Raw genomic sequence first — 13257 nt, forward strand, 5'->3', positions numbered from 1 at the left:
TACTTTCTTGGAGGCCTCCATGCTCTACCGGTTCATGGAGTATCAGCGCGCAATGTTCGCGCCATTCGCGGTGTGGGCAGCGAACGCGGCAAGCGCGTTTTCCGATCATGAGAACCCGCTGTCACAGATACCGGGCGCTCCCGCCTTTGCCACTGGTTACGAAATGCTGTCCCGTCTGGGACAAATCTACGACAAGCCGGGGTTCGGTATCGCAGCCGTCGAGCACAACGGCTGCGTCATCCCCGTGGTCGAGGAAGTCGTCCTGGAGAGGGCATTTTGCCGCCTTTTGCGCTTCGCACCTGATCCGGTTGCACTTGGCGCCGCCGCTTTGCATCCAAGACCTGCTGTGCTGGTCTGTGCGCCGCTGGCTGGGCATCACGCCGTCATGCTTCGCGAGGTCATCGAAACCTTGTTGTCCGAGCATATCGTCTATGTGACGGACTGGTCTGATGCGCGCTGCGTGCCCCTGGTGGCCGGGCCGTTTCACCTGGATGACTATGTCACCGAACTGCAGGCGTTTATCCGTCAGATTGGCGCGGCGGAACAGCTACACGTGATCGCCATCTGTCAGGCCACCGTGCCGGCCCTGGCGGCTATTTCCCTACTGGCCAGCGCGGATGAGCCGACTCCCAGAAGCCTGATCCTCATCGGCGGGCCGATTGATGCGCGTCGCAGCCCCACCGCGGTTGGGAAAGTGGCGGCAGACCACTCGCTCGTGTGGTTTCAACGGAATTTGATCTATACAGTGCCCGATCGCTACGCCGGTGCCGGTCGCAAGGTGTACCCGAACTTCCTGCAGCTTGCCGGCTTGATGGCAGCACAGCCAGGTCTTTTGGTGGCGTCGCACTGGAACTACTATTTGGAGCTCGCGCTGGGTGACTACGAGCGTGCCGAAGCCCTCCGGCGCGTTTGCGATGCGCACCATGCTGTACTCGACATGGCGGCCGAGTTCTACCTGGAGACCATCCAGATCGTGTTCCAGGAATTCCGTCTGGCGCGCGGCAATTGGTTCGTGCAAGGCCAGCCCGTGCGTCCGCAAGACATCCGCGCTACTAGGCTACTGACCATAGAAGGGGACCACGACGCCATTACCGGCTGCGGACAGACCCAGGCAGCGCACGGTCTGTGCCGAGGCATTGCGGCACGCGACAAGCAGCACGTGACAGCGCGCCGGTGCGGCCACTACGATCTTTTCGCTGGCCCCCGGTGGCACTCCGAGATATACCCTGGCATCCGCGCCCTAACTCGGCAAGATACATAACTAGCCGCGGTGCTCGCGACCATCATGCAAACACCACAGTTGGCATCACCTGTGCCTCGTTGGAGAAGCGGTATTGCTAGGCCCAGTGGTGAGCAACGTCATCGTGGACGGCCGACATCGAATTCTTACGACTGCCGCTTGGATGGTGATCCGCGGCATTCGCGTGAGCTATCCTTCGCGACAAATAGCTCACAACGTGATAGGGGCCTCTCGATTACAACTCTTCTCGAGTCACGGAGGTAGACACGATTCATTCCCGGAGCCAAGAACGAAGATCGCACCACCTGCCGGACGCGCCGTGTTACGGAATGCGGCGCAGGGCTTCAAGCATAGAAGCCCCTTGACTCGTCAGGCGAGGGTGGGCATTACCGCTACCATGGCCATGCTCCATCGTCACCAGTTTGTGGACCAGCAATCCGTCCAGTTGTTCTGGTTCGAGATCGTCTATGTCTTGCGCATCGCCAAGCAGTAGCAGCGCGGCGATTTCATGCGGACTGAGCATGTCAGGCTCCTTTGTCGGGGGGCGGAAAAAGGAACTACGACTGCTGGTCCGTGGATGGAGTTCCACGGAGGATGGTCGGAACGACACTGAGTGAACTCGGTGCGAGGACGCGCTGAGTATGCGCACACCGAGCCTTTACCGTAAACCGTCTTGTCGGCGGAATCAAGCTCCACGTGTGCTGCGATGCAGCGGAGCGAAGCTGAGATACATCGCTGGTTGATTGTCTAAGGCGTTTCGCGACACCATGGCGAGCCGGAGAAAGTGGCACGGACCGTCGCGACACCGGAGGCTTCAGCGTGATCTTTCGCCCCGGCCGGTAGTGGCCCTCGACAACCGGTCGATTGAGGCAGGATGGGCGCAAACCGGCGCCCAATCTTGATCGGCCCGGACAGGCCCCACCGAGCACTGGCCAATTCTTTGCCTTCTTGCAGTATCGGGCTCTAGCTCATGCTTCGTTACGACAGCGGACGCATAATCCGTTGGCGCTGTGTGCGACTCACGAGGGGCCCACCACATCGCCTATCCGGCGCGCCCGATATCTTGATCCCACGATTTTCCTCTCGCTTAACGCTGACCGTCTGAATACGCCAATACGTGTCCATGGCATCCGCCTGTGGCTGTGCGTACCCGTTTCTGCGAGCCATGAAGAGGAGGGTCTCCGAATGTGGGCATCTTGCGCGCCCGTGCGCCGGCGGCGATGACGTGCCGCCGTATTGGGCGCAAGTCGGTGGGGAATGGGCTGCCACTGGTGGCACTGGAAGCGGCAGGGTGTTTTGAACCGCCCCCGCCCCCTCCGCCGGTCAGCGACCGCCATGCCGAGGAATTACCTGGGGCGGGCAGGGGAGATGCCGGCAAGTCATGGGCTGGACCAACGATCCGCTGCACCAGTTCGTGATTCGTGGCCACCGCTACGGGGAAGTCTGCGAGGGCGCTCTGCAATTTTCCACGGTGCGCTCTGAGTGTCATTGCCTATGGGACTGGCGTCAACCCGTAAGGCCCGTCGGGCTAACAGGTGAATTGCAATCGCGAATCCGCCTCAAACTGGGTGTTTACACCACGCGAGCGCTGACATGTTATCGCGTACGGATATAGGCTTCGAAGAGACCCGCGTGCAGGCCGCGTAAGTCCTTTCGCCGCTCTACCAAATCATGCCGGCGGCCTTCGCGCTCAAGGGTCAACCCGGGAAAGAATCCTGGTGCTCAGCGCGAATTTGGAGCGGCACCTGTCACATGGTGGTCTGCCATCGCGACACAAGCCTCGAATCGCCCGATGCAGGATGTGAAACAAGTGTTGGCCCCCGATATCGCTCTGACGTTGCTTATGGAGTCCGCAATTTAATGCAGCAAACTTGACCAATCGAGTATCGAATCACGGTAGAGCTGCTTGAGGCCCTGATAGCAATGCCTGGGGCATATTGAGACTGTTGCGGGCTTTGGGGCGTCGAACCAGCGGCTATTGTCGGCGATCTACGTAGGTCCGTCGACTGTCCGCTCTAGCCGGCAAGCGCCGTCCGTCAGCCGCTCGCCAGTTGGCTCTTCCCGACCCTTTATAGATAACCAGTCAGCCGGCGTGACAGAGGAGCTCCTAACCCAACGCAGCGGCTTCGACCAAGCCCGGTTTCAGTCCGCGCAGGCCAAGAGAAAGCGACCAAGCCCTTTCCGGCGCACCTGAAATCCGCGCCGACAATCGGTCCCTGGCCAGGTGTACGCAGCATGTGGGATGCCAGAGTCGTTAGCAGTTCGATCGCGTCCTAGGCTCAATACCAAATTCCGACATAGCCATAAACAAGGGGCCCGCAGCGCGCTAGCCAGCGGGCCCATTTACGCGGCGTTTCAGGTCTGAATCAACCTTTTCTGAGCTAAGTCCGTCGTTCGATCGATACTTTTTTTCTTCGGCGTGTGCAGAATCTAAGCACGAGGCCAAGGATCAAAACAATCACCTCATTAGGTCGAAGGGGTCTAGCAGTGCAGGCGGAGACGTCGGGTGATCTGCCTGGAATCACTAGGGTCGACATAGTAGCGACCCTGCTCTGGCTTGATAGTTAAAGTGATCGATCGGAGCTCGGATCTCGGACAGCTACCCGACCGACACCATTTACCTCAACGTGACTTCGGTGAGCGCAGCCGGCGAGCTGACAGGCACCGTGTGCAAGGACCACGAGTTCTTCGAAGAGATGGCTGCCGGCACCGAGTCCATTTCACCCGCGCCCATATCCCCGTGACCGGTCGTGGCTGACTAGGCGAATCCGGGCGGCCCGGAGTTCCTGAACGCTCACCTACCTCGGAGCTTTCGATGCAACTTGTCTCGAAATTCCTGCGGCCAGAAATCGCCGCCGAACGGCGCCGCCTGAGCCAGGTTGCCCCCCGCCAGCAGGGGCAGATCGCCCGCGCCCTCGACGGCCGCTCGGTGCCCTTCGCGTTATTCCTCGGCGTGCTGTGCGCGGTGCCGGCCGCACTGGTTGTTGTTCTGCTGATCGTGATCCGGCTGTAACCCACCGCCCCGCACTGGTGGGCTTAGCTGCCGAAGTGGCGTTGTAGCGAATAGATCCACCTACGGACGTGGACCTGGTTAGCGTGTACGGGGTCTTGCCGCCGTGTGTAAGCTGCCCTTTGTTGACCACCTGTGGCACAACCAGAGCGGTAGGGCGCTGCCATTGCCTGGCCAGGCAATGGGCCGGCGGCAACGGCAGCACAATCACGCTTGCGCTGTGTCCGCTGTGGTCGCTGTGGTCGCGGGCATGCGCGGCCTGGACCGGGATGGCCGCGACAGGACTGCAGGCCGCAGCCAGCATGTCCCGGAACGGCCGGCTTAGGCGCCATTTGTCATGGTGTGCCTGGCATCCGGAGCCGCTCTGGATCCCCGGCAATATCCGCCCTCGCATTGCCGAGTGGCACCTTGCCGTCAGCCGCGAAGACGATCAGGCCAAAGGGGGGAGCGGAATGGCCAAGTAGTGCACAGGCATAACCGTGGTGTCCAGGGCGCCGGCGGGCAGCAAGTGACGCTCTAGTGCAAAGCCGTCCCAGCGAGAGGCAGCGCTCCCATAGCGCGGCGTGGTAGGGATGGCTGGCACGGTGCCGCCGGCTGTGGTTGCCAGCAACTGGAGGCGTGAAGGTGCGTGACCCATGGTTGGCGCGACGCACGACCAAAGGCGCAGATCCGATTGAGCTGTCTTCGGCAGAATGAAGAATGCCGTTCAATTATCCGCATCTATCTGAACCGATAATTGATTCCCTGGCGACGAAACTGCAAGTTTGCTCCTATTCCGGGTCGGACTAGGCGTCGCACGCCCGGGATAGGAGGGGCTACTGATACCCTCGGCTAAGGGATTCGTCGAACAGGGGCAAGGTCAATGCATCGCCTTGGCTCCTTACGGGAATCCCCCTGATCGTTAGCAGACTCTGACATACGTTCCCACCTATCGTTTGGTGGGGACCTATTGTGCGTATCGATGCTTCGATGTCTAGACGGTACTGGCTGGAGGCTTATGAAATTCGGTACGTGGGGTACGTGCGTTTAGCACCTTGACCAGCGTACCGTGGTCAAGTCGGGTGTTCATAACTCACCTTGTTGTGACTGCCAGTTTGTTCTCGGTCGCCGACTCCCTACTTTAGAAGGATGGGGAAAAGGTTGCCATGTATCTGGTTAAATACTTCAATCAGATTGTGATTTTGTGAAATGCATAGGGGGGTCAGCGGTAGGTATGGGTCCTTGGTCAAGTCAGCGGCAAAGCACCGTTGGCGGCCAAGGAAACCCACAATTTGGGGAGCAGCATGACGAACAACAATGAGCCACGGACAGCGTGGCCGCCGATGCAAGAACAAATCGAATGCACGGGGTGGCAGGGCACTTGGGGGCAACATTGGCAGCGCATGTAGGCGGAAGCCAGATCTGCTGGCGTGAAACCTTCCACGGGCGGGCAGTCCAATTTTGGAAGCAAACGCCGATGATTTTTGGCTTGCTTCGTCGCCACTTGGATGACCCAACTCGGGCAGTCGCATAGGCGAGGGTGGCTTAGCGAGGCTTAGCGCTCTGCTGCCGGTGTTGGCAAGAAGCCTCCTTGCAGGAATGCGAGCGCGATGCACCGTGAGCGGCCCGGCCAGGCAGCGCCCGGCGCTCGAGCAGGACGAGCAGCGGCCTGGGCACAGGAAAAAAAGAAAGAATTTGGCTCGCCTCCTGCTAGTCACCCAACGAATGCGGGATTCCGGCAAAACTGGGGTACAGCTTGTCGGATCCATTCGAAAAACCCGGATTGTCGGCGATGGCTCACCTGTGATACAAGATAGCCGCACGTCTGGCGCAGGCCGATGGCGTCATCTACAACTAGCTTCCTTGGAACATTCAGAACATGGCAACAGGTACCGTCAAGTGGTTTAACGATGCGAAGGGTTTTGGGTTCATCACGCCGGACGACGGCAGCGATGACCTGTTCGCGCACTTCTCCGAGGTTCAGGGAAACGGCTTCAAATCACTTCAGGAGGGCCAGAAGGTCAGCTTTGAAGTCAAGCAAGGCCCCAAGGGGAAGCAGGCAGCGAGCATCAAACCGCTGTAAGCTTTCCGCGCCGCAAACGCGTCCTGTCAGGGCAGCGATCGGGCCAATGCGTGATTGCTGTGGGTCTGGAGCATCGAAAGGGGGCGCGTACTCCTCGCCCTTGCTCAGCGCTCGAGAAAGGGCCTCAACTTGTCAGCGCGACTGGGATGCATCAGCTTTCGCATCGCCTTGCTCTCAATCTGACGGATCCGCTCGCGGGTCAAGTCGAACTGCTTGCCGACCTCTTCAAGCGTGTGGTCAGAGGTCGTATCGAGCCCGAATCGCATCCGCAGGACCTTGGCCTCGCGCGGCGACAACTCGTCGAGTGCCGCATCGATCGTGGCGCGCATGTTCGCATGAATCGCGGCCTCAGTCGGTGAACTCGCAGAGACATCCTCAATCATGTCGCCGAGCGTCGCGTCGGCATCGTCGCCCACAGGGGTCTCGAGCGAGACCGGTTGCTTCGCGCTCCTGAGGATACTGCGCACTTTTTCCTCGGACATCTCCATGCGCTCGGCGAGGACGGCGGGATGCGCTTCCTGTCCCGTCTGTTGCAGGAATTCGCGCGAAATCCGATTCAGCTTGTTGATCATCTCGATCATGTGGACCGGCACACGAATGGTCCGCGCCTGATCGGCAAGCGCACGCGTGACAGCCTGCCGGACCCACCAAGTGGCGTACGTCGAAAACTTCCAGCCGCGTCGGTATTCGAACTTGTCCACCGCCTTCATCAGGCCAATATTGCCTTCCTGGATCAGATCCAGGAACTGCATGCCGCGGTTCACGTATTTCTTGGCAATGGAAATGACAAGACGAAGATTCGCTTCGATCAGCTCCCGCTTGGCCTGCCGCATTTTCAACTCCGCGGCACTCATCTGGCGGTTGATCTGCTTGAGCTGCTGGAGTGGCAGCGAGACCCGGGCCTCGATGTTGATGAGTTTCTGCTGCCCGGCCTGAATGGCCGGCAGCTGTCGCTCAAGCGCCGCGCCAAATTGCCGCGAAGTCGCAGCCATACGGCTGGTCCATGCAAGGTCGGTCTCGTGGCTCGGGAACGACTCGACAAACGCCTCGCGTGGCATGCCGCAACGGTCGACGGCGATCTCCAGGATGCTGCGTTCGATCGCGCGAACCTCAGTAACCTGTGCGTGCACACTGGCGCACAGGCGGTCGATGGTTCTGGCCGTAAAGCGGATCGGCGCCAGTTCGCGCTGGATCGCCGAGCGCAATTGCGCAACGGCCGCGGGACGGGTTTTGCCAGTAACGGGTACATCCGGCAACTGCGCGAACAGCGCACGCACGCGCGCGAAAACCGCAAGGCTGTCGTTCGTGAGTTGTTCGAGGCGGGCCGCGTTCGTTTTCTCCGGATCGCCGGCTTCCATTTCAACGTCGTCACCGTCTGGGTCATCGTCGGAGCCGTCTGCTTCCACTTCAACTTCTTCGGACTCCAGCGTCATTTCGCTTTCGTTCACGTCGTCGCTGATGCCATCGACCAGTTCGTCGATACGCAGTTCGCCGGCAGCGATGCGGTCCGCATCGACAAGAATCGTGGACACGACCGACGGACACGTGGCGATCGCCTGAATCATGTCCTGCAGGCCGTCTTCGATGCGCTTTGCGATCTCGATTTCGCCAGCGCGGGTCAGCAGTTCGCGGGCACCCATTTCACGCATGTACATTCGGACCGGATCCGTAGTGCGGCCGAATTCGGAATCGACGGTCGACAGTGCAGCTTCGGCTTCCTCGTCCGCCTGATCGTCGGATGCCACGGCGGCCGCTGCGTCGTTTAGCAGGAGCGTCGCTGCGTCCGGCGCCTGCTCGTACACGGCCACCCCCATGTCGCTGAACGTGCTGACGATCGTTTCCATCGCAGCAGTTTGCGTAAAGTTGTCGGGCAGGTGATCGTTGATGTCCGCGTGGGTGAGATAGCCGCGCTCACGGCCAAGCGCGATCAGCGCGCGCATCTGGCGGTGACGCTCCTCGTCCTGGCGCGCCATGGACGCGATGTCCAGCGGTGTTGTGACGGCCTGGGTCTTCTCCTTTGACGCGCGGCGGCCGGCTTTTGACGTAGCCGCGCTCACGCGGGACACTGAATTGTCGCGAACTGGCTTTGCCAATACATTCTCCTCGACAGGTTGGCCGACGATCGTCGCGGGCATGACGGCAGGTCCATTTGCCTGTCGAGGTGCGAACGAAATCGTGGAATGATGCACGGACGGTCGAGGCCGGGATGCCTCTCGCGGATTCCGGTGCGCGCAGAATGGGGAACAATAAAGCATACCGGACGACGTTGTGCAACGCAATATGCGGTGGGTAGAGATGTTGCTCGAACTCGTCGAGAAAGGCCGAAAGATTCTCCTGTTCTCGCAGTTCACCAGCATGCTCGAGCTCGTTGCCACCGCGCTCGACGAGGCGCATATCCCGTACCGGCGCGCACGGTCGATACCATCACCTGTTTCTGCGAAGAGCACGTGCGGAAATCGCCCGGACCGGCACCGTGCGTTCGGACTCAAGCACTCGGCGAGCTCAGCATCCTCACGCGTTTTCAGCGCTAGTGGCGGGCTGCCTAGGCTCAGGCCTCCGGCTGCGATCAAATCGAAGGCATCGACGCTGTCCGAGCAGAAGGCACCACCTTGAGCACGCGAAAGAGATTTTTGGGCGTGCTCCGGTAGAAAGGCGAGTGGCGAGGTACGACTACGCTGGCCGTGCTCGGTCCCATGCGGGTCTGTTGGGGTGGGGCAGAGCACCAAGGCGTGACTCGGGGAGCTGAATCTGATTTCGGCTTCACGAAGGCCGCCTGGCGATGCGTTACCCAGACCACACCGCATCTACACCCGTCGTTAGGTGTCCCGCGAGGATGTAATCGCCAAGCCTGGCCGCCTTTGCCTCGAGGCGCTCTAGCTCACCCGCCGGCAGCTTGCTGAGCTCAAATTGGCAGTAAAGATTGCGCTGACGGAAGGTCAACTTCGGGCGACTCAGCCCGCCAACGAGCGCCGCCGGGGAGCTAACGGCAATGCTCTCATGGCCGCGATACTGGACGTGTACGCCGAGCTTTTCGCCCAGCCGGCCAAGTTCAATCGCATCTTGCCAACCAGACTCGTAGTTCAAATCCACGACCGTTACTCCCGATGTTTCCAGGAGCTTCAGCGCCTCGCTTTTCGTCGCAGCCAGAGCTGTCGCCATTTTCTCCTCCACTACATGCAGGGCGTGTGGCGATTCGCGCTTCTTCAGCCCTGATCCATATTGCATAGCAGCATTGTAAGCGGGGAGCGGCCATCTTTGTCAGGTCCGGTCATCACGTGAGCAGGGTTGAACCGAGCAAAATGCTGGAGATCCACGTCTGCGGACGGGTGCCGCGGAACGGGGGGAAGCGGGCGGAAGCGGTGGAAAGATCATAGGCGCAACACGCAGCCGCCCGCGCTAGCCGCTGCCACGGTAATGCGACACGAACAATGCACCAGGATCCGGCCACAGGCGCCGTACGCCAGGAGGCCACCGCCCATAGATGGTGAACTTACCTAAAGTAGGCAGAATGGTCGAGGCAGTAGCTCGCTAGCACCAGGCCGTCGGAAACGGCGCCGAAACGAAGTAGGACACCGCGTCCACTCAGCGCAGATGTCCGCCAAATAGTCCGAGCAGGCCGATGACGATCAGGTAAATGGCGACGATGTAGTTAAGCAGCCGCGGCATGGCCAGAATCAGGATCCCTCGCGATCAGCGAAATGAGAGGGCCAGCGCTGGTGATGATGGTCATGATGCCGTCCGAGATGGCTTCTTCCTGGCTCGGATAGTGCGTCGTTGAGCCATCTGTGCCTTCAACAGCGATAGCCTAGCCTTTGGTCGCCAGCCGGCAGAACATGAATATTTCGGGATGGCACGGTTGGTTTCCTGATTGCAAATTTCCGGCGCGGAGTCCGACGGCTTGGCCATGCCTATCAACCAGTTCGCGGCTTCTCCCGCGACGGTCGTCTGCTTTTGGGCTCAAGCTGACCGACTACCGAATTCGGCGCACCGCTTCGAGAATCGAATGCCCCTGACTTGTCAGGCGAGGATAGGCATTGCCGCTGGCATGACCATGCTCCATCGTGACCAGCTTGTGAACCAACAAGGTGTCCAATTGCTCAGGTTCGAGGTCGTCGATCTCTTGTTCGTCGCCGAGCAGCAGTAGCGCGGCGATTTCATGCGGGCTTAGCATATGTCGGCCTCCGTTGTCGTGGTTTGGAAAAACGAACTACTGCTGCTGCGAGCTCGATTCCCCAGTCGACAGTGGCCGGGGCAATGGTAGATTGGTGCGAGGAGGGCGGGGAAGCGTACACCGAGCGGCCACAATAAACTTCTTTGTCGCTGGCATCAAGCCAAAAGAATGCGGCAACGCAGCACCATGAAGCAACGCAACGAGGCGATGTTGCGTGCACCTACCTTCGGCGGCCTGCTGCTCATCTCCGACCCTCCGTTCGGAGCCTTCTATGTGGAAGAGCGGTCAGGCACGCCACTACGGCCTGATCATGGTGACCCCTCGCTCAACTCGATCGTCACACGATTGGCTACCTCGTGATGCCCCCGGCTGAACGCCGGAAGGCGGCGCCGAAATGATCGAGAGTAGCGGTGTGCCGGTCGCGCAGGCTAGCAGCAGAGGAAGGGGTGGGCAACGTGAGAAGCCGGCGCGAACGATGAGTCGTTCCCGCCAATTGCGCCAGAGAGCCGTATTGGCTCAATCGTGATGCCGCTTTTTCGCCGCCGCTAATTGCGCCGGCTGCAAAAACGTGGCGACACAAGGACGAGCCAGACCGCTATTTGGTACGCCAGCCCTGCGGTTATACTTCGCTCTCCACAACCGACTAACGGGAAATCAACATGGTCGCAGCAACTAAAAAAGCTGTTCAGGCAGAGGCAGTCACGAAGAAAAGGTCTGCCTCGAAGAAGATGATGGTGCCGACGAAAAAGGCCAGCGTGCTTGCCCGTGAGGCTCAGGCAGCGAAGAAGCGCTTGCTGAAGTTGCGCGCCGACACGAAGAAGGCAATTGAAGCGGCAAAGCGCGAAATTGCCCAGGCCGTGGAAACCGCAAAGTCCGCGGCCCGCTTTGAAAAGCAAGCCGCAAAGGACAAGCTCGCGGCGAAGAAGGCTAAGGCCGCAGGCGTCAAGAAGGCGAGGGGCAACAAGGCGGCTGCGACGAAATCGGCTTCACAGAAGGCCGCCGGTACTAAGGTCGCCACGAAAGCTGGTTCGAAGACCTCCGCCGTGAAAGCTGCGACGAAGAAGCGGGTTACGGCGAAGAAGGCGGTTCCTGCTGTTGCGTGGCCTGAAGCGTCGGCGTGATTCTTGCGTCGGCCGGTTCGAGAATTAGCCAACCGGCCGATTGATGCGGGATGGGCGCACCGCTTGCGCTCTGAACGGAACGACTGGAAAGGCTGAAGCCGACGCGAACTTGGCACTGACGGCTTTTCCCTTATCGCTTTATGGGCCTCTAGGCCTAGTTGGGGCAGCGGACTCCTAATCCGTTGGTACCGTGTTCGACTCACGGGAGGCCCACCATTCAACCGCAGATGCGCAGCAGCGTAAGCCTTCGTTATATGCGGATCGCTTGCACCGAGCTCCATTACATCGCCCAATGGGATTTCAGGCCGCCGAGCGTACCCGTTTCTGCGAGCTACGGCTTCGGCGCGAAGGTCCGCCATTCCTGGGGAGGACGATATCTTCGTGGCACTTTATTCGCCGCCGACCGCTGTCACAGGCCCATACGAATATTCATTAAGGTGAATGGAATGTTAAGTTCCGTATGAAGGTAGAGGACGAATACCTTGCAGATGATCTTTAGAATGCGTATAAGTCAATTGTGACTGAACATTTGGAGGCAAAAATGGCAACCTATCAGGATTTGTTGGCGCAGAAGCAAGCATTGGAAGCCAAAATCGAAGAGGCGCGTTCGACTGAGGTCGCAGGCGTCATCGAGCAGATTCGCGAGCTAATGGTTCGGTATAGCCTGTCGCCGGAAGACGTGGCGCCGCGTCGTCGTCGCGGCCGACCCGCAAGTACAGCGTCCGCGGCCACCGAGAAAGCGCCGCTGCCGCCGAAGTACATGGATCCCAAAACCGGCAAAACCTGGTCGGGACGTGGCCGGACGCCGGCGTGGCTGGGCAAACGGCCCGAGCGTTTCCTTATCCAGCAGGAATGAGCGATTGCAACGCCAATGTGAGCGGGTCGGGGCAGGCAACTCGTCATGGGAATGGCCAGCCCGCGGCGGACCGCGCAACACACGCGGTCAAATCGGGCGATGACCGAAAAAAGACGGCTCTCGACTGATAGCAGAGAGCCGCGTCCATGAAGAAATCGGGCAACTGGTGAGTTTCCCGCGCCCAGTATCGCCCAGTCGCCCCGCGCCAGGCAATCGGCCTGCCCACTGTTGGCGCAAAGGCTCGCTTTACCGAAAAAAGAGCCCGCGTCACCAGGGCGGCGAAGCGGGCGGTAGCAGGACTGCTCAGGCATGATATGACGTCGCAAGAAACGCTTAAGTCTGAATTAGGCCGAATTTAACGCGCTTTTTTTTCAGCAGAAGGCTCCCGTGTCTTATTAGGATGGAGCGATCATCACTTTTTCACGTGGAAGTGATCGATTGAGCCTCTTACGATAAGTGCCTTATGCGACCCTCTTGGGGCGGCACATCAGGGTTGGTTGGTCGTCGAATAATGCCGCGCCTTGGCATTACGGACGATCGAGCTTGCGGAATGCGTTGAGGTATCGCAGCGCCTTCTGGAAGTGGACCAGTTCCAGATGCAAACGCGCTGCGTTGTAGTGGGCATCGGCGGCGTCCGGTGCAAGTTCGATGCATCGCTCGAACGCTGCCAGAGCTGACTGCGGGGCGCCGACATCCTCGCGTGCAACCCCCAAGTTGAAATGCAACAGCGCGCGTTCGGAAGGACGGACAACGCCCCCTCATAGAGCATGATGGCTTCGTCGAAGCGATCTTTGGAG

The 13257-nt window shown here is 59.9% G+C and carries 11 protein-coding genes, 1 tRNA gene and 1 pseudogene; 7 read left to right on the plus strand and 6 right to left on the minus strand.

The genetic code is table 11. The features are described 5' to 3' along the window. Positions 1-19 precede the first annotated feature (19 nt). Positions 20-1261: a polyhydroxyalkanoate depolymerase gene (gene phaZ / locus ACZ5MJ_RS34730; protein WP_464227361.1), complete on the plus strand. Its 1242-nt coding sequence runs from the start codon at positions 20-22 to the stop codon at positions 1259-1261. A gap of 301 nt (positions 1262-1562) precedes the next feature. Here phaZ and ACZ5MJ_RS34735 read toward each other — a convergent pair whose 3' ends face one another. Then, positions 1563-1763 carry a hypothetical protein gene (locus ACZ5MJ_RS34735; protein WP_224081630.1) on the minus strand — a complete coding sequence of 67 codons (201 nt, stop codon included), beginning with the start codon at positions 1761-1763 and terminating at the stop codon, positions 1563-1565. 2292 nt (positions 1764-4055) lie between these two features. Here ACZ5MJ_RS34735 and ACZ5MJ_RS34740 point away from each other — a divergent pair. Together ACZ5MJ_RS34740 and ACZ5MJ_RS34745 are read left to right on the plus strand one after the other, a co-directional pair. Next, positions 4056-4253: a hypothetical protein gene (locus ACZ5MJ_RS34740; protein WP_464227362.1), complete on the plus strand. Its 198-nt coding sequence runs from the start codon at positions 4056-4058 to the stop codon at positions 4251-4253. A gap of 1855 nt (positions 4254-6108) precedes the next feature. Then, positions 6109-6312, plus strand: coding sequence for a cold-shock protein (locus ACZ5MJ_RS34745; protein WP_078201785.1), 204 nt, complete (start codon positions 6109-6111; stop codon positions 6310-6312). 104 nt (positions 6313-6416) lie between these two features. Here ACZ5MJ_RS34745 and rpoD read toward each other — a convergent pair whose 3' ends face one another. From rpoD to ACZ5MJ_RS34765, 4 genes and pseudogenes are all read right to left on the minus strand, one after another. Next, positions 6417-8447 (minus strand): RNA polymerase sigma factor RpoD, encoded by a 2031-nt coding sequence (gene rpoD, locus ACZ5MJ_RS34750; protein ID WP_464227363.1) that lies wholly within the window; start codon positions 8445-8447, stop codon positions 6417-6419. Between the two features lie 649 nt (positions 8448-9096). Next, positions 9097-9471 (minus strand): PHA-granule associated protein 4, encoded by a 375-nt coding sequence (locus ACZ5MJ_RS34755; RefSeq protein ID WP_464227364.1) that lies wholly within the window; start codon positions 9469-9471, stop codon positions 9097-9099. 423 nt (positions 9472-9894) lie between these two features. Beyond that, positions 9895-10042, minus strand: a pseudogene (locus tag ACZ5MJ_RS34760) (DUF3096 domain-containing protein). Positions 10043-10282: 240 nt separating this feature from the next. Continuing rightward, positions 10283-10483, minus strand: a complete 201-nt coding sequence (locus tag ACZ5MJ_RS34765; protein WP_464227365.1) for a hypothetical protein — start codon at positions 10481-10483, stop codon at positions 10283-10285. Positions 10484-10669: 186 nt separating this feature from the next. On the opposite strand from ACZ5MJ_RS34765, the gene ACZ5MJ_RS34770 reads away from it, so the two are divergent. The 4 genes from ACZ5MJ_RS34770 (at position 10670) to ACZ5MJ_RS34785 (ending at position 12460) form a co-directional block, all read left to right on the plus strand. Then, positions 10670-10843, plus strand: a complete 174-nt coding sequence (locus tag ACZ5MJ_RS34770; RefSeq protein ID WP_464227366.1) for a hypothetical protein — start codon at positions 10670-10672, stop codon at positions 10841-10843. A 299-nt stretch (positions 10844-11142) separates the two neighbouring features. Next, entirely contained in the window at positions 11143-11604 is a 462-nt protein-coding gene (locus tag ACZ5MJ_RS34775) for a fumarate hydratase (protein WP_464227368.1), read from the plus strand. Positions 11605-11746: 142 nt separating this feature from the next. Then, positions 11747-11820 (plus strand) — tRNA-Arg (locus ACZ5MJ_RS34780). A gap of 325 nt (positions 11821-12145) precedes the next feature. Beyond that, positions 12146-12460: an H-NS histone family protein gene (locus tag ACZ5MJ_RS34785; protein WP_013954362.1), complete on the plus strand. Its 315-nt coding sequence runs from the start codon at positions 12146-12148 to the stop codon at positions 12458-12460. A gap of 527 nt (positions 12461-12987) precedes the next feature. On the opposite strand, the gene ACZ5MJ_RS34790 is transcribed toward ACZ5MJ_RS34785, so the two are convergent. After that, entirely contained in the window at positions 12988-13185 is a 198-nt protein-coding gene (locus ACZ5MJ_RS34790; RefSeq protein WP_464227369.1) for a tetratricopeptide repeat protein, read from the minus strand. Positions 13186-13257 lie beyond the last annotated feature (72 nt).

The organism is Cupriavidus sp. LA-1 (assembly GCF_055385985.1).

Coding starts and splice junctions, on each gene's coding strand:
- phaZ (WP_464227361.1), top strand. CDS start 20: ATGCTCTACCGGTTCATGGAGTATCAGCGCGCAATGTTCGCGCCATTC.
- ACZ5MJ_RS34735 (WP_224081630.1), bottom strand. CDS start 1,763: ATGCTCAGTCCGCATGAAATCGCCGCGCTGCTACTGCTTGGCGATGCG.
- ACZ5MJ_RS34740 (WP_464227362.1), top strand. CDS start 4,056: ATGCAACTTGTCTCGAAATTCCTGCGGCCAGAAATCGCCGCCGAACGG.
- ACZ5MJ_RS34745 (WP_078201785.1), top strand. CDS start 6,109: ATGGCAACAGGTACCGTCAAGTGGTTTAACGATGCGAAGGGTTTTGGG.
- rpoD (WP_464227363.1), bottom strand. CDS start 8,447: ATGCCCGCGACGATCGTCGGCCAACCTGTCGAGGAGAATGTATTGGCA.
- ACZ5MJ_RS34755 (WP_464227364.1), bottom strand. CDS start 9,471: ATGGCGACAGCTCTGGCTGCGACGAAAAGCGAGGCGCTGAAGCTCCTG.
- ACZ5MJ_RS34765 (WP_464227365.1), bottom strand. CDS start 10,483: ATGCTAAGCCCGCATGAAATCGCCGCGCTACTGCTGCTCGGCGACGAA.
- ACZ5MJ_RS34770 (WP_464227366.1), top strand. CDS start 10,670: ATGAAGCAACGCAACGAGGCGATGTTGCGTGCACCTACCTTCGGCGGC.
- ACZ5MJ_RS34775 (WP_464227368.1), top strand. CDS start 11,143: ATGGTCGCAGCAACTAAAAAAGCTGTTCAGGCAGAGGCAGTCACGAAG.
- ACZ5MJ_RS34785 (WP_013954362.1), top strand. CDS start 12,146: ATGGCAACCTATCAGGATTTGTTGGCGCAGAAGCAAGCATTGGAAGCC.